The organism is Bifidobacterium sp. FKU, from assembly GCF_026016385.1.
GTDB lineage: Bacteria > Actinomycetota > Actinomycetes > Actinomycetales > Bifidobacteriaceae > Bifidobacterium > Bifidobacterium infantis.
Window position 1 is genome coordinate 2,150,682 of record NZ_CP092888.1, and the last position, 24,681, is coordinate 2,175,362.

Annotated in this window: 20 protein-coding genes, 1 tRNA gene and 1 pseudogene; 5 read left to right on the plus strand and 17 right to left on the minus strand. The window is 58.6% G+C overall.

Features of this window, described 5'->3' with window-relative positions; all coding sequences use genetic code 11:
- Positions 1-153: 153 nt before the first annotated feature.
- Positions 154-306 (minus strand): hypothetical protein, encoded by a 153-nt coding sequence (locus MMB48_RS09695; RefSeq protein WP_168928620.1) that lies wholly within the window; start codon positions 304-306, stop codon positions 154-156.
- Positions 307-680: 374 nt separating this feature from the next.
- On the opposite strand from MMB48_RS09695, the gene MMB48_RS09700 reads away from it, so the two are divergent.
- Both MMB48_RS09700 and rpiA read left to right on the plus strand, forming a co-directional pair.
- Complete coding sequence (locus tag MMB48_RS09700; RefSeq protein WP_032745466.1) at positions 681-1,517, plus strand: ribonuclease H family protein; 837 nt, start codon at positions 681-683, stop codon at positions 1,515-1,517.
- Between the two features lie 130 nt (positions 1,518-1,647).
- On the plus strand, positions 1,648-2,346 hold the full coding sequence (gene rpiA / locus MMB48_RS09705; protein WP_012578451.1) for a ribose-5-phosphate isomerase RpiA: 699 nt from the start codon (positions 1,648-1,650) through the stop codon (positions 2,344-2,346).
- Between the two features lie 153 nt (positions 2,347-2,499).
- On the opposite strand, the gene MMB48_RS09710 is transcribed toward rpiA, so the two are convergent.
- Together MMB48_RS09710 and MMB48_RS09715 are read right to left on the minus strand one after the other, a co-directional pair.
- The gene (locus MMB48_RS09710; RefSeq protein WP_004268639.1) at positions 2,500-2,589 is read right to left on the minus strand and encodes a 30S ribosomal protein bS22; all 90 of its coding nucleotides are present in this window, start codon (positions 2,587-2,589) and stop codon (positions 2,500-2,502) included.
- 191 nt (positions 2,590-2,780) lie between these two features.
- Entirely contained in the window at positions 2,781-3,413 is a 633-nt protein-coding gene (locus MMB48_RS09715) for a hypothetical protein (protein WP_012578452.1), read from the minus strand.
- Between the two features lie 127 nt (positions 3,414-3,540).
- Here MMB48_RS09715 and MMB48_RS09720 point away from each other — a divergent pair, with 127 nt between their 5' ends.
- Complete coding sequence (locus tag MMB48_RS09720) at positions 3,541-5,079, plus strand: DNA repair protein RadA (RefSeq protein ID WP_032745467.1); 1,539 nt, start codon at positions 3,541-3,543, stop codon at positions 5,077-5,079.
- Positions 5,080-5,093: 14 nt separating this feature from the next.
- Here the strand turns inward: MMB48_RS09720 and ribF are convergent, their stop codons facing one another.
- The 5 genes from ribF to nusA form a co-directional block, all read right to left on the minus strand.
- Complete coding sequence (gene ribF, locus MMB48_RS09725; protein ID WP_032745468.1) at positions 5,094-6,218, minus strand: bifunctional riboflavin kinase/FMN adenylyltransferase; 1,125 nt, start codon at positions 6,216-6,218, stop codon at positions 5,094-5,096.
- Between the two features lie 97 nt (positions 6,219-6,315).
- On the minus strand, positions 6,316-7,479 hold the full coding sequence (locus tag MMB48_RS09730) for a tRNA pseudouridine synthase B (protein ID WP_032745470.1): 1,164 nt from the start codon (positions 7,477-7,479) through the stop codon (positions 6,316-6,318).
- 98 nt (positions 7,480-7,577) lie between these two features.
- Entirely contained in the window at positions 7,578-8,078 is a 501-nt protein-coding gene (gene rbfA / locus MMB48_RS09735) for a 30S ribosome-binding factor RbfA (protein WP_032745472.1), read from the minus strand.
- A 150-nt stretch (positions 8,079-8,228) separates the two neighbouring features.
- Positions 8,229-11,186: a translation initiation factor IF-2 gene (gene infB, locus MMB48_RS09740; RefSeq protein ID WP_032745474.1), complete on the minus strand. Its 2,958-nt coding sequence runs from the start codon at positions 11,184-11,186 to the stop codon at positions 8,229-8,231.
- Between the two features lie 269 nt (positions 11,187-11,455).
- Complete coding sequence (gene nusA, locus MMB48_RS09745; protein WP_032745476.1) at positions 11,456-12,523, minus strand: transcription termination factor NusA; 1,068 nt, start codon at positions 12,521-12,523, stop codon at positions 11,456-11,458.
- A gap of 207 nt (positions 12,524-12,730) precedes the next feature.
- Between nusA and MMB48_RS09750 the strand changes: the two genes are divergently transcribed.
- Positions 12,731-13,459 carry a hypothetical protein gene (locus MMB48_RS09750; protein ID WP_032745478.1) on the plus strand — a complete coding sequence of 243 codons (729 nt, stop codon included), beginning with the start codon at positions 12,731-12,733 and terminating at the stop codon, positions 13,457-13,459.
- Between the two features lie 609 nt (positions 13,460-14,068).
- On the opposite strand, the pseudogene MMB48_RS09755 reads toward MMB48_RS09750, so the two are convergent.
- From MMB48_RS09755 to MMB48_RS09795, 9 genes and pseudogenes are all read right to left on the minus strand, one after another.
- Positions 14,069-14,302: pseudogene (locus MMB48_RS09755) on the minus strand (substrate-binding domain-containing protein); the annotation flags it as partial.
- Positions 14,303-14,377: 75 nt separating this feature from the next.
- A complete protein-coding gene (locus tag MMB48_RS09760; protein WP_032745482.1) occupies positions 14,378-15,760 on the minus strand; it encodes an ABC transporter substrate-binding protein in 1,383 nt (460 codons plus the stop codon).
- Positions 15,761-15,873: 113 nt separating this feature from the next.
- Positions 15,874-16,851, minus strand: coding sequence for a carbohydrate ABC transporter permease (locus tag MMB48_RS09765; protein ID WP_032745484.1), 978 nt, complete (start codon positions 16,849-16,851; stop codon positions 15,874-15,876).
- Positions 16,851-17,762 (minus strand): carbohydrate ABC transporter permease, encoded by a 912-nt coding sequence (locus MMB48_RS09770; protein WP_032745485.1) that lies wholly within the window; start codon positions 17,760-17,762, stop codon positions 16,851-16,853. Before MMB48_RS09770 ends, MMB48_RS09765 begins: the two co-directional genes overlap by 1 nt.
- A gap of 418 nt (positions 17,763-18,180) precedes the next feature.
- The gene (locus tag MMB48_RS09775) at positions 18,181-18,324 is read right to left on the minus strand and encodes an integrase (RefSeq protein ID WP_179960134.1); all 144 of its coding nucleotides are present in this window, start codon (positions 18,322-18,324) and stop codon (positions 18,181-18,183) included.
- Between the two features lie 85 nt (positions 18,325-18,409).
- Positions 18,410-18,494 (minus strand) — tRNA-Ser (locus tag MMB48_RS09780).
- 145 nt (positions 18,495-18,639) lie between these two features.
- Entirely contained in the window at positions 18,640-19,950 is a 1,311-nt protein-coding gene (locus MMB48_RS09785; protein ID WP_032745486.1) for an ATP-binding protein, read from the minus strand.
- 368 nt (positions 19,951-20,318) lie between these two features.
- A complete protein-coding gene (locus MMB48_RS09790; protein ID WP_008783616.1) occupies positions 20,319-21,119 on the minus strand; it encodes a transglutaminase family protein in 801 nt (266 codons plus the stop codon).
- A gap of 204 nt (positions 21,120-21,323) precedes the next feature.
- Positions 21,324-23,504, minus strand: a complete 2,181-nt coding sequence (locus MMB48_RS09795; protein WP_032745488.1) for a circularly permuted type 2 ATP-grasp protein — start codon at positions 23,502-23,504, stop codon at positions 21,324-21,326.
- Positions 23,505-23,725: 221 nt separating this feature from the next.
- Here MMB48_RS09795 and truA point away from each other — a divergent pair, with 221 nt between their 5' ends.
- Positions 23,726-24,637 (plus strand): tRNA pseudouridine(38-40) synthase TruA, encoded by a 912-nt coding sequence (gene truA / locus MMB48_RS09800; protein ID WP_032745490.1) that lies wholly within the window; start codon positions 23,726-23,728, stop codon positions 24,635-24,637.
- Positions 24,638-24,681 lie beyond the last annotated feature (44 nt).

Genomic DNA, 24,681 nt, shown 5'->3' on the forward strand with positions numbered 1-24,681 from the left:
CCGCATAGCACGCCCGCGCAGCATGACCCGCGTAGCGCGACCCGCAACAGACTCCCCTAATGCGCGCGAAGGTCCTCATCGATGTAAACCGATGAGGACCTTCGCGCTGTTGTCATGATACGTACGTGACAGCAATTACATCCGAACCAGCCGTTACTTCAAGCCGAGCTTACGGTCCAGAATGTCGGAGGCCTCCAATCCCAAGCGGCGTCGGATGAACCAGCCAAGACCGAGTGGCAGGCCCGAAGCCAAGGCCACGCCGTCTGAACCGAGTGCCACGGTTTTGGCGTTGTCTGCGATAAGCATGGTGCCCTTGGATGCGGCCGTGGAGGTCGAACCATCGCTGTCCGCCTCTGGTTTGAGGATTTCGACGTTGCCGTCACTGGTTTTGCACAGTCCCTTATTCTCATTTCAGATACCGGATGCACCATTGTCGCCGACCTCACCCGCAGAGAGGAAATGTCTTGTTTTTCTTGTGGGCGCTCACTATTCACGCGCGATGGCATGTTTTTCAAGCAAAGTCAGTAGGTGTGATGTTATTCACACTCTTCACTACGTTGTTTTGCCTCGCACTGGGCAACCCCACTTCAGCAAGAGATTGCACAGCTTGCGTTAGGGTGGAGAACATGACTATCACAGTATCCACAGACGGTTCCGCATTAGGGAATCCAAACGGGCCAATGGGCTGGGCCTGGGCCGATCATGAGCCGAACACCGGCGGCAAGCCCGGCCATAAGCACGACGACCACGGCTACGACGCCGGCGGCGCGACCAACGGCACCAACCAGATTGGCGAACTGTGCGCAGTGTTGGAAGCTTTGCGAGCGCATCCGGGCCCCGAGCCATTGCTCATCGAGTCGGATTCACAGTACGCCATCAATTGCTCGACCAAGTGGGTCAAAGGCTGGAAGAAGAACGGCTGGAGAAATTCGCAGAAAAAGCCTGTGAAGAACAAAGAGCTTATTCAGGCGATCGACCGTGAAATCTCGCAACGCCCTGGCCCGGTGGATTTCCGATGGGTCAAAGGTCACGCCGGCAACGAGGGCAATGAGTTGGTCGATGAACTGGCACGCACCTATGCGGGCGATTGCCGTTCAGGTGCGCGCGATGGCTATCTGCCGATTGAAGGCTGGCAGTCGCTGCTGGGCTCCGAATACGCACATGGCACCGATGTGCCTCCAGACGTGCAGTTGGTATTGGACGGCAAGGCAGATGCGGCAAGTTTGCGCAAACCGGCTGCGGCGACGGATCCGACGGATGTCACAAGGCCAGAGACCAAGTCTTCGTCCCCCTTAGCGGCACAATCAGCGCACCCTGTACAATCAGCGCACCCCGTACACCCCGCAAAGCCCAGTGGGCTGACGGTATCCGGTACGCTGACCTTCTCCCCCGCGCCGAAAACGAGCCCGTATTTCAACGGGCAGCCGATGCCGATCAAAGGCAGCATCGAAATCGAAGGCTATGTGGACGGCGACGGCAACCTGACCATCACCAACGCACCATTCATACGACACTAACACCCAAACACACGAATATGTACCGCAATCGGACACGATGGCACAAAATCGCTCATTCGCGTTAGGATAGGAGATAAGGCTTCACGCCGTTGATCCGTGCGGCGGAGGCAAGGATGGCAAAGGAGAAACCATGGATAAGGCACAGCAGGATGCGCTGAAGAAGGCGGCCGGCATCGAAGCCGCCAAGCTCGTTGAAAACGGCATGATCGCAGGCCTCGGCACTGGTTCGACCGTGAAGTTCCTGGTGGACGAGCTCGGCCGCCGTCATCAGGAGGAAGGTCTTGAGTTCACTGGCGTGACCACTTCCCGCCGCACGCAGGCCCAGGCCGAGAGCTACGGCATCAAGATCGTGGACATCGACGACGTGGACCACATCGACGTGACCATTGACGGTGCCGACGAAGTCGACAAGAACTTCAACGGCATCAAGGGCGGCGGCGCTGCTCTGCTGTGGGAGAAGATCGTGGCCACCAACTCCAACCAGATCGTGTGGATTGTGGACGAGTCCAAGGTTGTGGACACCATCGGCAAGTTCCCGCTGCCGGTCGAGGTCATTCCGTTCGGCGCTGGCCACGTCATCAAGAAGTTCGAGGCCTGCGGCTACAAGCCGGTGCTTCGTCTTGACGCCGACGGCAAGGAAGTGCGCACCGACGAGAACAACTTCGTGGTGGACCTGCACCTGGAGCGCATCGATCACCCGCAGGAGCTGGCCGAAGACCTGATCAACACGGTCGGCGTGGTGGAGCACGGCCTGTTCCTCAACATGGTCGACAAGGTCATCGTCGGCGACCCGAACGGCCCGCGCGTGATGACCAACGCCAACAAGTGATTGTCTCACATCACTAAGCTTTTCCAAGCCCGCATCTGCACATCGCAGGCGCGGGCTTTACTGTTGCCCGAACAAGGCAAAGAGCCAAGCAAAAAGAGAAATCCCGCGACCATAACGATCACAGGGTTTCTAATGCCATGATTGCAGGTAAGACTACTTACGCTGGTGGCGGGTCTTACGCAGCAGTTTGCGGTGCTTCTTCTTGCTCATCCGCTTGCGGCGCTTCTTGATGACAGAACCCATCTGAAGCCTCCATTTCGATTAATCGTAAAAGTTGCAACTCGCACTATGATACACGTGTTGCCAGACAGAGGGAACCAGTATGTTGCCGATAGTCCGCATATGCCCTGAACGCAGTTGAGGCATCCACATCAGCAATGCGGGTGCCCCAACGTTCATAAGTTTGTGCAGCAGCTGACAGCCGATATTAGATACTACATCGGGAACTTCTGATAGAAGCGATCGACCGCTTCCTTGGTACCGGTAGCTTGGAAGACCACGGTATCGTTCTGCCAGATGGCAACGGCGTTCTTGCTGTTGGAGGCATCGGCCTTCACCACGTACGCGCCCGTGACGTTGCCGGAAACCTTGACGTTGCCGGATGCCGACTCATCGCCGGTCTGCGCAGCGACCAACGCATCGTACTGGGTCTTGGCATTGTCCGCCGACGACCACTGCGCGGCGACCAGCGTGACATCCTTGGCGGCATCACCAGTGGAGTAGGTCAGAGTGTACCCCTCGAGCGGCGACGCGGAATTCCACGTCGTGGAGGCAACCGCCTTGGTACGCGCGTAATTCAGCACGCTGTCCGGCATGGCCTTCAACAGCTCACTGGCATCATCCGGCAAAGCTGTGGCGTCGATAGTCGGCTTGGTCGGCTCGGATGATTCGGTTTTCTGCTGGCTGTTTTGGGTGGTAGTGGAGGTGCCATCATTCTTCTGGATGGCCCAACCCGGCCACACAAAGGCCGAAAGCACTGCCAGGATAATCACAACAGCTGCGGCAACCACCACTGCAATCAACTTGCCATGGGATTGTGTGGTCGAGGAGTTCTCACTATTAGTCATGCCCCGATTCTCTCACAGCCGCGTGACGCTAGGCGGCCGTAATCTTAGTCGTTGTGCGCAAGCCGCGTGAAACTCTTACGAACGGTAAAAATTTACCGTCCGCTGGTGTTTGGGTTAGGGTGAGACCATGGCGAAATCAAGTGTGCAGTATGTATGTTCCGAATGCGGTTGGAACGGGCCGAAGTGGTACGGCCGTTGCCCCGAGTGTGGTCAGTGGGGCACGGTCGAGGAATTTCACGAGGCTCGGCCGGCGGCAGGCTCTCGTACGGCCGCTCCCGGCCGAACATCACGCACGCAGTCGGTTACGGTTGCCAACAACGCCAGATCTGCAGCCCGTCCGATTACCGAAGTGGGCACGGAAAGCGTCGAGCGGCTCGGTACCGGATTTTCCGAATTCGACCGTGTGCTCGGCGGTGGCGTGGTGCCGGGTTCAGTGACGCTGATAGCGGGCGAACCGGGTATCGGCAAGTCGACATTGCTGTTGCAGACGGCCGGCAATATCGCGCGCGTTGTGGCGGTGGACAGTACGTTCCGAGGGGCAGGTCAGCGGTCTGACCAACAGTCGAGCCGGGCGCAGGGCGGCACATCAAACACGGTGTCGACACAGGACAACACAGCATCAACGCACGCCAACACCGTGCTGTACATTTCCGGCGAGGAATCACAGGCGCAGGTTCGTTTGCGCGCTTCCCGCATCAACGCGGTGGAGCCGAACTTGTTACTGGCCTCCACCACCGACCTGTCCACAGTATTGGGGCTGATCGAACAGAACAAGCCGGCCTTGGCCATTGTGGATTCGGCGCAAACCATCGTCTCGCAGGAGGTCGATGGCATTTCCGGCGGTTCGACTCAGGTGCGCGAAGTGGCAAGCGCGCTGATAGATACCGCTAAGACACTTGACATTCCAGTATTTCTGGTTGGTCATGTGACCAAGGACGGTTCGATTGCAGGCCCGCGCACATTGGAGCATCTGGTCGATGTGGTCTGTCAATTCGAAGGCGACAGCGAGACTGCGCTGAGAATGCTGCGAGCGGTGAAGAATCGTTTTGGTCCGACCGATGAAGTCGGCTGTTTCGACATGAGCGGTGAGGGCATCGAAGAGGTCACCGATCCCGCCGGATTGTTCCTGTCTGGAGACGGCCCTGATGCGGCCAACGCGGCACCCGTGGAAGGCACCTGTGTGACGTTCACATTGGAGGGGCATCGCAGTCTGCCTATCGAAGTACAGGCTCTGGTCACCACGTCAGTGCTGCCCACACCTCGACGTGCGGTCAATGGCGTGGACCCCAGCCGTATCGCCATGCTGGTCGCGGTGCTCTACCGCCACAGCAAGCTCAACCTGCTGTCCAACGACCTGTATATCTCCACTATTGCCGGAGGCCAGGCCAAGGAGCCCGGTTCCGACTTGGCGATAGTGGCGGCACTGGCGAGCGCCGCCACGTCAAAACCCATTGCTCGAGCCACGTGTGCCATCGGGGAAATTTCCCTGACCGGTCAGGTGCGCCCGGTACCGCGTATGGAATATCGCCTTCGCGAGGCCGCGCGCCTTGGCTTTACGACGGCGGTCATTCCTCCTCTGCGCAAGCCAGTGCATGTCGAGGGACTTCGGCTGGTGGAGTCCAACACATTGTCCGACGCATTAGACGCCTTGGGAGTGCGTAAATAGCCCTGAGATATGCCTCAGGCGGTAAGACGCTTGGTCTCTTCGACGTTGCGCTTGAGTTCGTCAACGAGTTGGTCGGGGCCATCAAACTTGACCTGCGGGCGCAGGAAACCGATGAATTCAACGCGAACCTTATGGCCGTACAGATCAATCCACTCATCGGTGATGCAGTAGGCCTCCACTACGCGTTCGTTGAGTCCTGTTTTCTCGCTGAAGGTGGGTTTGGTGCCAATGGAGATGGCGGCGGGCCAACGGTTTTCACCATCTACCAGCCAACCGGCATAGACGCCGTCGACCGGAATGTAGCCTGCAATGTCGGAGCCAAGATTGGCGGTGGGGAATCCGATGGTGCGGCCGCGCTCCTCACCGTGCACCACTTCGCCTTCGATGGCGTGCGGAGCACCCAGAATGGCGTTGGCATCTTGGATTCGGCCATGAGCCAGCAGGTAACGCACATTGGTGGAGCTCCATGCGCGCATTGCCTTGGCCTGGTTCTTCTTGCTCCATGCACGGCGCTCGGCCTTGGTGGCATTGGCCAGCGGGTCGACGGGCTCTCCCCATCCGCTCGGGGCTTCCGGCTTGAAATCGCGCGGAATACGCACTTCGCCCGGGCCACGGTCATCGACCACGTCAAGTTCGAATACACCGGTGGCGACGGCAAGATTGGCGATATGCTTCACATCACCTTCTCGTCCCTTGCCCATGGCGGCATCCTGCCCGAGGACCAACGTACGCATGCCCAGCTTGCCGGTGAGTCGGCCAAGGAAAAAAATGTATGACATGGCTGCGAAGGCCAGCGTGTAGTGCACGACCAGCACATGGTCCACGCCGAACTGTTCCATGCGGTGCAGTCGATCATCCACACTGGTCAACGCTTCGGCATCCACATTCTGCGCCGCAGGTTCCTCGCCATGGTGCGAGGCGGCCCAGCCGTGCACGAATGCGGGGCGCGGGTCAAACAGAATCACCACGGAAAAAGCACCATGCTGGTGCGCGAGTTCCACCACGCGCTTGATCACCGCCTGATGACCCAAGTGCATGCCATCAAATGCGCCCAATGTCACCACGGCCTTCTTGTCGTTACTGAACGAGGGCCATTCAATCGAGCCTTCGGCGTCAGGGGTCAGGTGCGTGATATCCATCAGTGTGCTGTTCCTTTTATCCGTACGATGTTATTCGTGCAATATAGGCGTTGTTGTGCGCGGCCTGTATCAAGCTGCACTTTTCACCGCGTCCACTTTACGCGAGGGGGAATACGGTGACCGGCTTGGCCTGATGAGCGTTGGCACGCTCGATAATCGCCGCCACATCATGCGTTTGCGGCACAATGGCGGCAGTGGGCTCGCTGATCGCACGCTCGATACGGCGGCCGAAGCGTAATTCGCTGGCCTCCTCAGGAGTGATGTCAAGCGCCGGCATCGCACCTCGAGCGGCCTGTTCCATGGTGAGGGCATGGTCAAGCAGCCAGTTGCGGCGCTCGTCACCGGCAAGACCTTCAGGAGTGTCCAATACGCACTTGTTGCGCGTGACGGTTTGCCCTTCCCGATTAGTGAACGTCTTCTGATCGGTATGTGCGGTGACGGTATGGGTTCGCGTGTCAAGCATCGCCTCAGGAGCGATAAGTCCGCTGGCATCGTCCGGCAACGCGAATCGGCCGACTCGCGTACGGCGCAAACGGGTCAGGTATCCGCCGACGCCAAGTTCATTGCCGAGGTCGCGGGCGAGCGCGCGGATATAGGTGCCCGATGAACAGCTGACCCGCACGTCAACATCAAGTGCGGGAATCGCTCCCGTGTTCGCGTCTTCCCTCAATGGTTCAGCGGCCTGCTCCCCTGCTACGAATCCGCTGCGGATATCCAGCACAGTGAATTCGCTGATGGTCACCGGGCGAGGTTTGAGTTCCACCTCCTTGCCTTCGCGAGCCAAGTCGTAGGCACGCTGGCCGTTGATTTTGATGGCGGAGAACGTATTGGGAACTTGTTCTATATCGCCGGTGAAATTGGTGGCGATGGTGCGAGTGAGCAGATCTTGCCATGAGGCAGTTGGTAGCGCCGTTGGTTCGCCGCTCTGGCCGCCCTCGGTCAGCTGCGCTGACAGCGTTTGCCAGCGGGAGCGGGCTTCATCATCGACAAGCACCTCACCTTCGGCATCGTCGGTAGTGGTGCGCAGGCCGAGGCGTATGGTGGCCTCGTAGGTTTTGTCATGCGCCACGATGGCGTTGAGCAGTCGCGTGGCGTGGCCGAAGGCGATGACCAGCGTGCCAGTGGCCATGGGGTCAAGGGTGCCGGCGTGACCGACCTTCTTGATGTGCAACGCGCCGCGTACGGCGGCAACGGCGTCGAAACTGGTCACGCCTTGCGGCTTGTCGATGATGAGTAGGCCGCTGGGGGTTGTTTGAGGCATATGTGGTGTTCCCTTGTGTTGCATGCCTTCGGTATGGTCTCTCCCTCCGTCTTGGCACAGCCGAGACACCTCCCTCGTCAGAGGGAGGTCAGAGGGAACTACTCGTTGTCGGGATTGGATTCCTCGTCGAAGTCGTCAGAGTCGTCTTCGAAGTCGTCGTTGGGCTCGTCGTCGTGCTTGTACGGATCGGCGTCGCCGGCGTACTGGGCGGTGGCGCGGGCGCGGGCGAGTTCTTCGTCACGCTTCTTGGCCACGGCGAGAATGTCTTCGATCTCGTGAGCCTCGCCGGGCACTTCATCGAACACGAATTGGAGCTGCGGAGTCAGGCGCAGGCCAGCCTTGTGGCCCACCAGAGAACGCAGGTGGCCCTTGGCCTGATCGAGGGCCTGCTGGGCGCGCTTGCGTTCGCCTTCCTCATGGCCTTCGTGGCCGAGCTGGGTCCAGTAGACCTTGGCGATCTGCAAATCGTTGGTCACACGAACTTCGGTGACGGTGATGCTGGCGAGTCGCTTGTCATGCAGTTCGCGCTCAATGGAGGAGGCGACGACACGCTGAATCAAGGCCGCAATACGTGCGGCGCGCGGGTTGGTTCCTGCCATAGGAATTTCCTTTTCTAGACTTGAGCCCCCTCTGACGAGGGGCTGCCGAACACAGTGAGGCTGGGGGAGAGAAAATCATGGAACTACCATGTCTCTCCCCCAGCCAGCCTGCGGCTGACAGCCCCCTCGTCAGAGGGGGCTTAACAATGACTACTTGCGCTCGACTTCCTGCATCTCGAAGGTCTCGATGATGTCGCCGAGTTCAATGTCGTTGAAGGTGCCGAGGTTGATACCAGCCTCGTAGCCTTCCTTGACGGACTGAACGTCGTCCTTGAAGCGACGCAGCGAGGAGATCTCGAGGTCGTTGACCGTGGCCACGCCGTTGCGCAGGATACGGCACTTCGTACCACGCTTGACCTCGCCGTCCTGCACCATAACGCCGGCGATGTTGCCGAACTTGGAGGAGCGGAAGATCTCGCGGATTTCGGAATGGGAGGTGACGACCTCTTCGTATTCCGGCTTGAGCATGCCCTTGAGGGATGCCTCGATGTCTTCGATCGCACGGTAGATGACCGAGTAGTACTTGATTTCCACGCCCTCGCGCTCGGCGAGGTCCGCGACCTGACGGTTCGGGCGCACGTTGAAACCGATGATAACGGCCTTGTCGACCGTGGCCAGGTTGACGTCGTTCTGCGTGATCGCACCGACGCCGCGGTGGATGACCTGGATGCCGACCTCGTCGGATACCTCGATCTTCATCAAGGAATCCTCGAGCGCCTCGACCGAACCGGACGAATCGCCCTTGATGACAATATTGAGCATGTCGATCTCGGACTCGGCGAACTTCTTCTTGAAGTCCTCGAGGGAGACGACCTTGCGACGCTTGGCCAGCTGGGCGGCACGCTCGGTGGCCTGACGCTTCTCGGCAATCTGGCGAGCGGCACGATCATCAGAGGCGACCAGGAAGAGGTCACCGGCGGTGGGCACGGAGGTCAAGCCCAGCACCTGAACAGGTGTGGACGGACCGGCTGCCTCCATCGGCTGACCGTTCTCGTCAAGCATGGCACGCACGCGGCCGTACGACGTGCCGGCCACGATGGCATCGCCCACATGGAGTGTGCCGGACTGCACGAGCACGGTGGCCACGGCACCACGACCCTTGTCGAGTCGGGCTTCGACGGTGGCACCACGGGCGTCCATGTCGGGGTTGGCGCGGAGGTCCAGCTCAGCGTCAGCCGTGAGCAGCACGGCTTCGAGCAGCTTGTCGACGTGCAGGTTCTGCTTGGCGGAGATGTCGACGAACATGGTGTCGCCACCATACTCTTCAGGGACCAGGCCGAACTCGGTGAGCTGGCCGCGGACCTTCTCCGGGTTGGCACCGGGCACATCGATCTTGTTGACGGCCACGACGATCGGCACCTTGGCGGCCTGAGCGTGGTTGATGGCCTCAACGGTCTGGGGCATCACACCATCGTCGGCGGCGACCACGAGGATCGCGACATCGGTGAGCTCGGCACCACGGGCACGCATGGCGGTGAACGCCTCGTGGCCAGGGGTATCGAGGAAGGTGATCTTGCGCGGTTCGCCTTCAAGGTTCACGGTGACCTGGTAGGCACCGATGCGCTGGGTAATGCCGCCGGCCTCACGTGCGATGACGTTGGTCTTGCGGATGGTATCCAGCAGTCGGGTCTTACCGTGGTCGACGTGGCCCATGACGGTGACGACCGGCGGGCGAGGCTTGAGATCCTCGTCATCCTGCAGTTCTTCCTCGTCAAGGTTGATGTCGAACTGCTGGAGCAGTTCCTTGTCTTCCTCTTCTGCGGAGACGAGCTGGATGTTCCAGCCGATCTCTCCGCCCAGAATCTGGAAGGTCTCCTCATCCAAGGACTGGGTGGCGGTAGCCATCTGACCCAGGTGGAAGAGCACGGTGACCAGCGCGGCCTGGTTGACGTTGATCTTCTCCGCCAGATCGGCCAGGGAGGCGCCCTGACGCAGACGGATGGTCTGGCCGTTGCCGTTGGGGATGCGAACGCCGCCGATGGTCGGTGCTTTCAGCTCCTCATACTCATGACGCTTTGCCAGACGGTTCTTACGGGCCTTTGAGGACTTGCCGCCCTGACGGCCGAATGCGCCTGCGGCACCGCCGCGACCACCACGACCGCCGCCACGTGCGGGACCGTTGCTCGGTGCGCCGCCGCCCTGGAAGTTATTGCCGCCTTGGCCCCCACGGAAGCCGCCGCGTGCGCCGCCCTGACCGGCACCCTGGGAGCCGCCGCCCTGACCCGGACGGTTGTGGCCCCACTGGCCGGGACGCGGACCGCCCTGACCACCTTGGCCCGGACGACCGCCACGGAAGCCGCGGCCCTGCCCCTGGCCTTGGCCGGGACGGCCCGGACGACCGCCACGACCGCTATCAGCAGTCGGACGAGCCATCGGATGCGGACGCGGAATATCACCCGGCGTCGGGGTGTGCATACCCTGCTTGCGGGAGAACGGGTTGTTGCCCGGGCGCGGGCCCTGAGCGTGCGGGCGCGGAATCGCGTTTGAAGCGGCATTGCCGCCATTGGCACCGGCGCCGCCCTGAGCGTGCGGGCGCGGAGCCGAAGCATTGTCGCGGTTGTTCTGATGCTGCCCCGGCTGGCCATTGTTCGGACGGCCCTGGTTGTTACGACGATCGTTGTTACGGCGATCGTTCGGGCGACTCTGACGACCGTTCTCGCGGCCTTCGCGATTATCGCGACCATTCTCACGGTTGTCGTGCTGACCGTGGCGGCCGGGGGTCGGCATGCCGGGGCGTGCGCCGCCCTGCGGACGCGGTGTCGGTGCGCCCGGAGTCGGAGCCTGCTGATGTGCCGAGGCGGGCGATGCCTGACGTGCGGGAGCGGCCGGAGTCGGTGCGGAAGATGAAGTGGAAGCCGGGGCCGAAGGTGCGGCCGGGCGGCGCTGCTGCACGGGCTTGGCAGCCGGCTTTTGTGCGGAAGATGCGGGCTTGGAATCACCCTTGGCGTTGTCCTTGGCGAACTCTGCCTTCAGACGCCGGGCTACCGGCGGTTCAATCGTAGAAGAAGCGGACTTGACGAATTCTCCCATGTCCTTAAGCTTCTCAAGCACGGTTTTGCTATCGACATTCAAAACCTTAGCCAGTTCGTATACGCGTGGTTTCGCCACTAATTACTCCTATTCTGTGACCACGCGCGTGCATGGGCGTGGTCAGTTGGTGATGACGGCAAGCCTACCCTGTCTCATCGTGCGACCATGATCGTGTTACCTCGTCTCTGGTGTGGGCGATTTCGCGCACGCTGCGCCAACCCACATACGCCAATCAAGCATACTCATAGCGCTGGATAGCGTAGACGCAGCGAGCCGCGCCATTGCTGACGCGGCTCATATCAGGAAATAATGCGCCCTGAAGATCATTCGCCTTCAAGTCCGGCGGCCTATTCGGCTTCCGGAGCAGCAGCCTCGGCCGCAGCCTGGGCGGCCTTTTCGGCGGCGACCTTCTTGGCATGAGCCTCGGCGGATTCGATGCCGATCTTCCAGCCGGTCAGCTTGGCTGCCAGTCGTGCGTTCTGGCCTTCCTTGCCGATGGCCAGGGACAGCTGGTCGTCGTGGATGAAAGCGATGGCGGTCTTATTCTTCTCACTGATCACCTGCACGCCGGTGGCCACAGCCGGGGACAGCGCGGCTGCCACGAACTTGGCCGGATCGTCGGAGTAGTCGACGATGTCGATCTTCTCCGGGCCAAGGTTCTCCATAACGGCACGCACGCGAGCGCCGCCGGGGCCGATCAGCGCACCCTTCGGGTTCACGCCATCGGTGTTGGCCTTGACCGCGATCTTGGTGCGGGCACCGGCCTCACGAGCGATGGCCATGATGGACACGGCACCGGAGACCAGTTCCGGCACTTCACGCTCGAACAGCTTGCGGACCAGCTCCGGGTGGGAGCGGGACACCACGATCTCCGGGCCCTTGATGCCACGGGCCACGTTCACCACATACACGCGGATGCGTTCGCCGTGGCGGTAACGTTCGCCGGGCACCTGCTCACGGCGAGGCAGAATGGCTTCGACATCGCCCATCGCGACATGCACGTTGGAGGGGTCGGAAGCATCCTGCTGGATGATGCCGGTGATGAGCTTGCCCTTCTGACCGGAGAACGCGCCGAACACCTTCTCATCTTCGGCGCGGCGGAACAGCTGGGTGATGACTTGGCGTGCAGTGGCGGCGGCGAGACGGCCGAAGTCACGCGGGGTGTCATCGTATTCCTCGCCCAGCTTGGGAGCGGGGTAAGGGTCGTCTTCGGTGGGTTCGACCGGGATTTCGTCGGCGGCCCACACGGTGAAGTTGCCGGAACGTTCGTCAAGCTCCACGCGCGCGTGCTTGGCGGCGTGCGGGGTCTTGAGGTAGGCGAGGCGCAGGGCCTCTGCCAGCGCATCATCCAGGGTTCCGGGGTCGATTCCTTGCTCGGCGGCGAGCTTGTGTATTCCTGTCAGGTCCAGTTCCATCGATCCGTACCTCCTATGAAGTTATGCGGCGCATGGCCTATGAGTGGTCACAGTTAGCTATTAGTGTAGGTTTCCATGCAGACACGCTTCTCTTCAGGACGGTTTACCCGGCGCTTGGCATCCGCACTATGCGCGAGCGCGATGCTGTGTTCGCTTTCGGCGTGTTCGATGCCGCGACTGGCCGGACGGGCCGAGGCGGAAGCTCAGATGAGCCCTTGCGAGAAAGCGATGACGTTGGCGGACTACGCCACCCATCCGGCTGAAGGCACGCCGTTATTGGAGCAGTATGCCACCGGTCTGGCCGCTCCCCTGGCTTGGATTGACGTTGCCGGGTATTGTTCGGGTCGTTTTGCCGAGGGAACGTTACGTGACGCGCAGACCAAGCAATGGCTGACTTTTCTGGCCGATAAATTCGGGCAGTCCGCGCCTGAGGTGACGCCGGCGCGTCTTGATGGCGTCACGTCCGCCAACGTTGACCGATCGGTATTGGATGCGATGGCCGTGGCCGAGGATCGCGCCGGATTCGCTATCGAGGTCTTGGCCGCACGAGGACAGACCGCTGGGGCTACGTTGGCGTTGAGCGATATGCATAAGACCGCCGGGCAGCAGCTGGTGTCGCTGGCCAATGGCAATTTTGATGATTCCGGCGCACAATCCAGTTCTTCCGGCCAAAGCGACCCCCGCCAAAAGGTCTATGCCATCGACCAGCTACTGGCCAACCCCACCACCATCGCCGACAAGGCAAGTGGCCAAACCGTACCGACCGCCGCCGCCATCGAAATGGACTGCGCCCGCGCGCAGATCAAGGCTGTGACCGAATCGAAATCTTCCACCGAGAGCGATACGCTGCTCATCCTCGCCGCACTGGCCGCCAAGCACGCCTACACCGCGTTCCAACTTGGCTACCCAGCGACTGACGCCGCATTATTCGAGTAGACCCACACTGCGGCATATGCCTTTTCCCGCAGTGGCGTATAAGACGACCAGTACAAGACAATAATCTGTAGTTTTCACTCATCTGTAGCCGTCGAATATGTCGTCGTACGATTATCGCAATACGCACTCCCACATTTTTCCCCCGTATTATGTGTTTGCCTCTCACATTTTTCGGGGAAAAAAGTGAGAGATGGTCGATGAAAGCCACACGTCCGACAGCCACCGGTGACGAGTAGTCATGCATCTTCGTCTTGTGGGACGGCAGAGAAGTTTGACCATTTTCTGCGTGCCGTCCCACAAAAACGTGGGATAGCAGAAGCATCAATCGTTTGCCGTCTGCGGCATCCCGCACCGTCGGCCTTCAAAACCGCAGAATAACGCCAATTCCCATTACCAACCATGGTCGTCCAGGGGAGACACTGTGGGACGGCAGACAAAAAACGCCGAAATCCACGTGGCGTCCCCCACACCTCGTAAAACTCTCACCCTGAAAAGTACTACAGGCGCAATATGCAAAGCTACAACCCTATACCATCCGCAACTCAATCGAGGTACGTGCTCGCCGTAGCATGCTGCGGCACACACCGTCCACAAAGCCAATGCGGATTGTCAGTGAGCAAGTCGAGTCGAGGCACGTTCCACCAATGTGAAATCGGTGGTGTACGTACGGGCCGGGCCTGAGTACCCTTCGATGCGGTCGATAAGCATGTCAACGGCATGCTTGGCATAATCGTCGATATGTGGATCAATGGTGGTCATCGCCGGCACCGAGTACTTGGCTTCCGGCACGTTATCGAAGCCGACAACTTGTACATCGTCAGGTACACGCAAACCACGTCGTTGGTTCCGGGGTTTAATCTCAAAAAGGGAGGACGGCCGTTTTGACCGTCCTCCCTAGCAATGGCGGGCAACCGGATGTCAGTCGGCGTCGGTGGTGACCTTGAAGCCGTTGTCTTCCGCGTATGCCTTGAGCTTCTGCTGCGCCTTGGCCATGGCCCCGACCAAATCACCCTTCGCGTTCATCTCAGGAACGATAACGTCGTTGAACACGACCTCCACCTGGGACATGAACGGGAGATACTCCCAATCGGTGTTGACCTTGTCCATTGAATCGAAGTAGACGGCGTTGACATCATCATTGGCGTAGTAACCGTCGGTCTCCTTCTTATTGCGCTGGTTCTCATCGTCCTGATAGACGGAGGCCGCCATGAAGAAGTTGCCGTTGTTGGTATCCTGCCATGACTGGATGGCATCCTTGTCGGAATCAAGCCAGTTGATGAACGCGAGAGCCGCCGCCTGCTTCTCCTTCGGGCAAGCCGCGGAGACGCTCATCATGGAGCCGACGGAAGAGGACTGGTAAGGCTGTCCTTTCCAGGACGGTGGGGCAGCAACCACCATCTTGCCTTTGAGGCTCGGGTTCTGCTCCTTGTAGGTGTTGCCCATCCAGTTTTCATTGATGAAGGTGGCGTAACGACCGTCATTAATCGAACGGTTGAACTCGTCAGTGAAGACGGTACCGCCTTCAAGGACGCCATCCTTCAGGCACTTCTGCAGGAATTCCGTGAATTCCTTTGCTTTTCCGCTGTTCATAGTCAGCTCGACGTCGTCCACGGAATTAACCTTCCACAGACGCGCTCCAACGGAACGGTAGAGGTTAGTGAAGAAGGAGATGTCGGATCCCAGGATTCCCATATATTTGTTGGAATCTTCTTTGTGGAGCTTAATGCCCTCGTTGTAGATGTCTTCCCAGCTTTCTGGCACCTGCAGGTTATGTTCGTCCAGAATATCCTTTCGCACATAGTTGGCCAATGGTGTGGCGTCCTGCGGCGCACCGTAGAGGCCGCCGGCGTAATGCACCTGAGCCCATGCAGTCTTGGTGTATAGCTTGCTCCATGCCTTTTCGATGCTATCGTTGGCAAAATTCAGCAATGCACCCGAAACCGCGAACTGCTGGAATTTATTAGCGCTCATCTGCACGACGTCGGGAATATCCTTCTGGGCTTGAACGACGTTCTGGAACTTGGTGAAATGATCCTCCGCGGCACCGGTGTTGACAAAGTTGATTTTGATGTGCGGGTACTTCTTCTCGAATGCCTTGACAGTGGGCTCCATCTGCTTGGCGGAATAGGCCCAGACGGTCAGTTCGACGTTCTTCGAGGTGTCGGTCAGAGCGGTTTCGACGTCCTGCGCGGTCACATCGCTCTTGGCCTGGTTCCCATTAGTGCTGGAACCACATGCCGAGATCCCGGCCGTCATTGCCAGCGCCGCGATAGCGGCCACAAGCCTGATACTCTTCTTCATGATTACTCCTTTGTGTGTCATGAATTACTATTTTGTTGTTTTCCAAAAGGGCGGATGCCGCACGGTCGCCAAGGCAACGAATGGGTGATCGTAGGGACCGTGCGGCCGAAGGTTCACTGCTTGACAGAGCCGGCCGCGAGGCCAGACTGCCAGTACTTTTGCAGGAACATGAATGCGATGATCAACGGAACAACTGCGATAAGCGAGCCCGTGATGATGAGGTTGTTCGGAACCTGACCGTTGGCAGTTCCCTGGGCACCCATCTTCAGCCACATGTTCAGACCGACCGTCAACGGATAGTCGTTGGTGTCCGAGAGCATGATCAGCGGCAGGAAGTAGTTGTTCCAGACACCGACCAGCGTGAACAGCAGTACGGTGACGAAACCTGGAGACAGCAGCGGGAAACCGACCTTCCAGAAGATGGTCCAAGTGTTTGCACCGTCCAGTTTCGCGGCTTCGATCAGCGAGACCGGAATCGAGGTCTGCGCATAGATGATCATCAGATACAGGCCGAACGGCGTGGCCAGCTGCGGAATAATCACGGCCCATGGAGTGCCGACCAGCCCGATCTTCGAATACATGAGGAACAGCGGCACGGTGATTACCGTAGAAGGAATTGACATGAATGCCAGAGTGACGGCCAGCAGGGCGTTACGTCCAGGGAATCGCATGGTGGCGATGGCATACCCGGCGAAAGTGGCAATGATGGTTGCACCAACACCTGCTACCACTGCGTACATGATCGTATTGAACAGCCAGCGGGTATAGGCGCCATTCTGGTAGGAGAACGTATCCTGCACGTTCTGCCAGAACACATTCTTGTCATCGAACCACAGGCCGAAAGAGCTGAAGATGCCCTCACTGGTCTTTGTGGAAGAGAAGATGACCCACAGCAGCGGCACGAGGCAGTAGATGACCATCACAGCCATAATGATGTGCAGCAGCCAGTTGAGCACACGCTGCTTGCCGGTCAGCTTCGGAGCCGGCTCACGCTGCTGCATGCGCTTGTAATGCTCGCTTGCCTTGAGCGCCAGTTTGGCGTCTCTGCGCTGCAGCGACTTGGAACGTGGTCTTGCGATTGCTTCACTCATCACTTGTTCTCCCACTTGTTGCCGATGATCTTAACGACGGCGACCAAGGCCATGACGATGATGCCGATGACCAGAGAGACGGCAGCGGCATAGTTGACGTTCTGGCCATTGAATGCGAGGTTGTAGGTGTAGATGTTCGGCGTATAGCTGCTGTTGATCACGTCCGGGGCGGAAGTACGCAAGATGTTCGGTTCGTTGAACAGCTGGAGCGTGCCGATTACAGAGAAGAGGACCGTCATCACGATGGTGCTCTTAATCTGAGGGATCTTCACGGACCAAGCGATGCGCAGCTCCGAAGCGCCGTCAATACGGGCAGATTCGTACAGGTCGTTCGGAATGCCGATCAGTGCAGAATAATAAATCAGCATGTTATAGCCAAGGAAGCACCAAGTGCAGATGTTCGCGATGGCGAACAGCATGAGCTGCTTCGACAGCATATTAGGAGCCGCTACGCCAAACATGCCGGCGATTTGTCCAAAAAGACCATACTTATCGCCGTAAATGTATCCCCACATCAGCGCCGCGATGACGCCTGGGACGGCATAAGGCAGGAACAGCAGGATTCGCGGCACCGCGATATGGCGGATCCTCTGGGAGTCCAAGACGAGCGCCGCCACGAGGGACAGAATCAGATTCATCGGAATCTGGATCGCCGCGTAAATCAGCACGTTCTTAAAGCCGCCCCACAAAGCCTCATCCTTGAACGCTCGGATGAAGTTGTCGAAGCCCGCGAATGTGGTGCCACCGAGAAGGGACTGCTTGAAGAAGCTGAGATAAAGCGCGTAGAACATCGGGACGATCATGCCGAACAGGAAGACCACCACGTATGGAAGACAATACAATATGCCTATGTATTGGCGCTTCGGCTTGCGCATCACGGAAGTATCCGGTTGCGCCGTTGCATTTGTCATAGTTTTTCTCCTAACCCGTCTGAATGAGCCTGCCAACAACATCGTCGCCATTGCCGTTTCATCCATCGGTACGTCCTTCAATGTACAAGGCTTTAAAAAAAAAAGCAAATAAAACTTCATCGCGCGTGGCGAAATTTTCGTTATCTTGTTTCCCCGCCTTAGAAGGGCTTTACTGCAACGATATGCACAAATCGCACTCATCGAAGAAACAGCAGCCAATCCATGGCTGCAGCATCCATCTCCGCTATATAGGCAGCAACACGCCGATAGAAAAGCTGTTCTAGAGTAGCGAAAATTTCTCTACTCTATATGTAACGTTTTTTGCAGCGTCGCACACGAAAAGAGAAGAGCCGGGGGGCGGTGACGTTTTGTTGGACTTCGTTGTCTGAATGGTCGTTCGCAACGACAGCACGCACGTTCAGGCGACGAGCCCGAGCTCGATGCGTTTGCCCATGATGCTCATCCCGTATTCGAGTTTGATGCGCTTGTCCCTGTACCAGACCATGTACTCGTCGAGCATTTTGGTGAACCCGTCGATGGTGACGCCTTTGAAGCTACGCATGTGGAAGAATTGTTCCTATAGCCCTTCAAAGGTGAGGTTCCGCAGAAACAAAAAGGGTTCCGGGACAAACCCGGAACCCTAAAGGCGGATAAGGCGAGATTCGAACTCGCGGAGGCTTTCACCTCACACGCTTTCGAGGCGTGCTCCTTAGACCGCTCGGACACTTATCCATGCTGCCAAAATGGCAACTTGTTCATTATGCCACATTCTGCCGACCTGGCAAATCGGAGTTTCGCTGAGCAAGTCTCAAGTGTATGCCGCTTGAGACATGTCAGATCACAATCCCGGAATTCGCCCGAAGCGCTGGCATTGCGTTTACGCGCCAAGCACTCCGACAGGAATTACATACACTCCATCATCGCGTTGATACGCGAACTCGCCGACCCCCACCAACACCGCCAAGAACTCCGGTTCACGGGTTCGCGCACTCGGATTTCTCAGCAGTTTCCCTTTCAGTCTGCATAGATTTGCCGCTGCCTCAGGGACTTTATCCTCACTGGACTTAATCTCGATGCCGCCCCACCGTCCATCGGACAATTCAATAATGGCATCACACTCCAGACCGGAATCGTCATGATAATACCGAACCGGTTCTATCCCAATATCGAGGAGAGATCTCGCATACACCAACAGATCGCGGATGCATAGATTCTCAAACAGAAACCCAAAAGTCTGCCAATCGCCGATAAGAGCAGCAGGACTCATGCCCAACATTGCCGCCGCAATGGAAGGATCGGCAAAATACCGACGCGCCTTGGTCTGGAGTCGCTTTGGATCCCGTGCCGGTGGGACCCAGCCCTTTATCGGATCGATGACGAACATGTTCTCGAACATGGCCGTATACCCGGATACCGTTCTCTCCGAAATGAAATCGTCAAGATTTTCTTCAGTACCGTACATATCCTTACGCAAGGTTTTGAATGTCACAGCTTGACTGATATTGCGCGCAAGCGAATCCAGCAGACGACGAGCCACATCAGGATCCTTGCCTTGCTTGGGCACACTCTCAGTCAGCGTGAGTCGCATGTATTCCCGAATCAGAATCTGTGCGTCAGATACAGGCATAGCCACCGCCTCCGGCCATCCACCTCGGCATACGGCATCCAACAACATCTGTGTATTTATCTCTGATTTTGCAGCGGCGAACTTATGTTCAAACAGTCCACTGAGACTTACCGCACCTGTCGAGAGTCCGGACTCATATAAAGTCAGAGGATTCATACGGATACGTCCGATTCGTCCCGCACCACTATGGTTCGGCCGATTCTCATTGAGAGGAGTGGATGAACCGGTCAGAATCCACTGACCTTTATTCGCGGAGTCATCGTCGACGTGATGACGGACTTCATCCCATATAGCTGGGGCGAGTTGCCACTCATCCACGATATGAGGTCTATCTCCCAACAGCATCAATGACGAATCCGCCTTAGCCGCAGCCAAATTGTTATTGCGATCCACATAGGTAATGCTGGCTGCATGGGCCCGCGCAGACCAAGTTTTCCCGCACCACTTGGTGCCGGTAATCTCCACCGCGCCAAAGATGCGCATATATCGTTCGATCTGTGCATCCACGATACGAGGGCGATAGGCTTTCGGCTTGATGTCGCCCGCCAGAGAATCGGCCATTCCGCGCACCTCCCGTTATTTCACGTCCGCCATCGCAATAATCCGAATTTCCCAACTACCAAAATCCGAATGTTGCAACGACGAAAATCCGAACTTTCTAACTACAATAATCCGAATTTCTCAACTACCAAAATCCGAATGTTGCAACGACGAAAATCCGAATATTGGTGGTGGTAGAAGCGGTGACGGGGCCACTCTGCATTGAGTGGTCTCTCCCTCAGTCTCGCTACGCTCGACAGCTCGAACGCAATTAAGGACAGCTTTCCAGCTGCCATTTTATTTGCTCACCGTCGTTCGCCTTCGCCTAAAAACGCCTCCGGCGTTTTCTTCACGGCTCAGCTCATCAGAGGGAGCTTGGATCTCGTCCTTTACGCCACCTGTTCGTGGACGGAGGCGTTGACCCATTGGGTCTGCTGGACGTTGTAGCCGGAGAAGATGCCGATGTCGAGCATGCAGTCGCGGTAATCGCGGCCGTGGGCGATGGTGATGTAGCTGTCGTCCACCAATCGGTTATGCGTGGGATCCAGTCCGACCCATCGGCCATCCTGATACACCTCGACCCAAGCGTGGGTCGCGCCCTCTCCCCCAAGCAAACCGGCAATGTAGCGCGCGGTCAATCCCACATGCCGGCACACGGACAGCATTACATGGGCATAATCCTGGCATACGCCCTTGCGCTGGGCCAAGGCCTGTTCGGCGGTGGTGCGAATCGTGGTGGAACCGGGCGTATACACAAACGCCTTGTAGACCTCATCCATCACTTCGGCGGCCTGCTGCACCGGAGTGGCGTCGGCAGGCAACGCAGCCAAGCGTTCGCGGCATACGTCGATCATCGCCTCCACGTTCGGGCCGGGAATGGTGAGCGCTGAATTGAATCGGTACAGCGGTTTATAGGCTTCCTTATGGATATGCGCATTGTCCACGAAGGCGATGCCGGTCACCGAATAGCTGAATATGTCGTGCGGCTCGGGGATGAATCCGGTCATCACCACGGAGCCAAAGGAGTCGATGGTGGTTTCGAGTTCGGTTTCGGGCTGAATCTTCACTTCCACGTCAATCACCTGTTGGCGAGGGCCAGTGGCGGGAATACAGCGAAGCTGGAACCTGTGATCGGTGACCGGTGCGCTGAAGGACAGCTTCATCTCATAGTCGAACACGAGTTTTTTCACAACGTCTCCTGCACTTACACACAAGCCGGCAACCGGCACATTCTCGGGATAACAACACTACAGCCATGGCTGAGGTATGGTCCGCGCGCTCACAGCCCACGCATATATTCCGGCAACCTGCTGATACGCATCGGCCGGCACTCGGGCGCACGGTTTTTTCGCCATACCACCATAGCATTTGAACCCGTCAGGGCGAACGTCGGGTTAGGGGCGCTTGGCATCCATGTTCATGGAGCTCAGTGAGCCCATATCTTTGATGGCTAGGGCGCTGACACGGCCGGAATAATCGTCAAGGTACTTCTTCAGCAGGTCGGCGACTTCCTGATATCCGCGAGACGGCAGCTGACCGACCAGCCAGCTCAGCCCATCGGTGAAGCAACTGGGCAACGGCATGCCGTCGAGGATCATCGAGTAGGAGGCGAGCTTCCTAAGCGGGGCTTCCATCTCCTCCATCGTCAAACCGAAGCGCGTGTACAGGTCGATGCGCTCCAGATACTTGCCGATGAAGATGAACGCCTTCAGCGTGGGGTCGACCGGCGAGTTCTCGATGCCGCCCCAGAAGGCGAGCATGTCATCGGTAATATCGCGCTGCTTGTAGATGTCCTCGGCGTCGGCCGCGTATTTGGCGGCATCGGTGATATTGGTCATCGCCAACTCCACGTACTGCAACAGACGCGAGCTCAATTCCGGGCGCAGAATCATGGCGTTGTTGAATGCGGAGGTTACGGCCGACCGCACCGAATCAGGGTTGGACCCGTCGTACAGGAAGCTGTTCACGAACCCGTCGAAGTCCTCGAAATCTTCGGGCAGGTCGAGTGCGTGAGCGAACGGACGGAAGGCGTCCACATCGGTGTCCATCACGCGATCGTAGAACGGGAAGAACTGGTTCAGCGTGGTGAAGGCGCGCTCGGTGTACCGACCCAGCCAATACAGGTTGTCTGCCTTGGATGCGGTAACCAGAGACAACGAGTGGTGGCGGGACTGGCTCAGCAGGTTCGCCACATACGTTTCGGCACCGTACTCGTGCTCGACGCCGGATTCGGGTGCCAACACCCACGTATCCTTGAATCCGCCACCCTGCGACGAGTTGACGATCATCTGGCCGGGCACCGACGAGTATCGAGTCAAGCCCGAATACCACACGTGCGTGTTTTTGCCGGTGACCACGAAGGCACGCAGATCGCATTTGCGCGGCGACATCTCACCGGTCTTCGGGTCCACCACATCGATATCGCGGAACTGAATCACCTCTTGGGCGATGAATCGACGAGGTTCCTCCTTGATCCGGTTGGCGAGCTCCTCACGTGCGGCGGCATCCAGCGACGAACCGAACACCACGCCGTAACCACCGGCTTCGGCCACATCCTTGATGACCAGCTCGCCCATACGATTCAGGACTTCCTTACGGTCGGCCTCGAACATCGGCATATACGTGGGCGCGTTGTTGAGAATCGGTTCCTCGCCGAGATAGTACTTGATCATCTGCGGCACGAAGTAGTAGATGGCCTTGTCATCGGCCGCGCCGTTGCCCGGCGCGTTGACGATGGCCACGTTGCCCGCGCGGTAGGCGGACAGGATACCGGGCACGCCGATCACCGAATCCGGGTTGAAGGCGAACGGGTCGAGGAATTCGTCGGACAGGCGGCGGTAGACCACGCCCACGCGGTGGCGTTTGCCGGCGTAGTCGAGGAAGTAGACCTTGTTGTCCACCACTTCGAGGTCTTCGGGGAAGGCCAACGCCGCACCGGTCTTCTCCGCCAGATAGGCGTGCTCGAAGAAGGCGGAATTGTAGCGTCCGGGGGTCAGCACCACGGCGATGCCTTCGGTGGAGACGAAGTCCATGGCCTTGCGCAGCAGGCGCGGGTATTCGCGATTGTCGCGAATGTGCACGTCGCGGAACAGGCGTGGGGAGATGCGGCGCTCGATGTCGCGCACGAACAGCGGGTAGCTGGCGCCCGAGGGGATACGCAGGTTGTCTTCCAGCACCCACCAGCGGCCGTCCTCGCCTTGGACCAAGTCCTCGCCGGCGATGTGCGCGAAGATGCCGCCGGGAGGGGTCACGCCGTTGACCTGCGGGAAGTAGCCGGCCGAGGTGTATACGTATTCCTCCGGCACCACGCCGTCATGGATGATGGCCTTGTCGGAGTAGATGTCCTTCAGATAGGCGTTCAGGGCGTTGACGCGCTGCTTCAGGCCCTTCTCCAATTCGTCGTATTCGTCGGATTCGATAATGCGCGGCACGGGATCGTACGGGAAGAGCCGGTCATGGTATTCGCCGTTCTTGTAGATGCCGAAGCGTACGCCGTTGCGGGACAGCTCGCGGTTGATCGCCTCGCGACGGTTTACCAGTTCATGGGCCAGTCTGCGTGCTGCGGATTCGATCATCGTGCCTGCTCCTTGCTGTGGCGGCTTCTGTGGCCTCAAGCGGTTAGGCGTTTCGAGCGTACGCTGGCGCCACAAGCCGCAACCGGGTTTGATGGTTACAACCTAAGTCGGGCCCGTTTCAGCAAACGCGCGAGAATGTTACAGGCAGGTCACTTCGCCGGCCGCGCGCATCTTGCCGATCGCACTCGTCTCGCCGACCGCACTCGTTACAATGAATGGCTATGACACGACTGCGCATTGACTTGGCCTACGACGGCGGCGGATTCTATGGCTGGGCCAAACAGCCCAATCTGCGTACGGTGCAAGGCACCATTGAAGATGCGCTGCACAAGGTGCTGCGGGTGCCGGCCGATGACGCGGCCGAACCGTTACGCTTGACGGTGGCTGGGCGCACCGACACCGGTGTGCACGCCTCCCACCAAGTGGCGCATCTGGATGTATCCGATGAGGTACTGAATCGCTGCGTAGGACACATGACCATTCCGGTCACCGAGGCGCTGACCCGCAGACTCAAGGCCGTGCTGCCTCCGGACATCGTCATTCATGGCATTGCCGTGGCTCCGGTCGGCTTCGATGCCAGGTTCTCCGCATTGGAGCGCACTTATGTGTATCGGGTCGCCGATCGTTCGTCTGAGGTCGACCCGCGCCTGCGCGGATGCGTGCTTACCGTGGATGAAGCGCTGGATCTGGAGCTTATGAACCGCGCAGCCGCATTGACCATCGGCCTGCACGATTTTGGCTCCTTCGCCACTCCGAATCCGGGAGGCACTACGATCCGTGAAGTCAAGACCGCCTATTGGCGGCGGGCGCCGATCACTCCCCTGGTGCCGGATGAGATGGCATCACATGAAGCATATCGGACTCCGTCGCTGGAGTCCGGACTGGCGGTGTTCACGATTGTGGCGGATGCCTTTGCCCGTAATATGGTGCGGTCCCTGGTCGGCTCATGTATCAAAGTTGGTTCAGGACGCAAATCACTGGAGTGGTTTGCCGGTAAAATGGCCGAGCCAGTGCGTGAAGGCTCAAGCGGGCCGATTGCGCCGCAGGGCCTGACTTTGGAGCATATCGCATACCCCGTCGATGATCAGCTGGCCGCAAGAGCCGAGGCCATTCGAGCCGTACGTACGTTGTAGATTCTATGAAACAATGCAAAAGGGCTGGAACCCAAACGGATTCC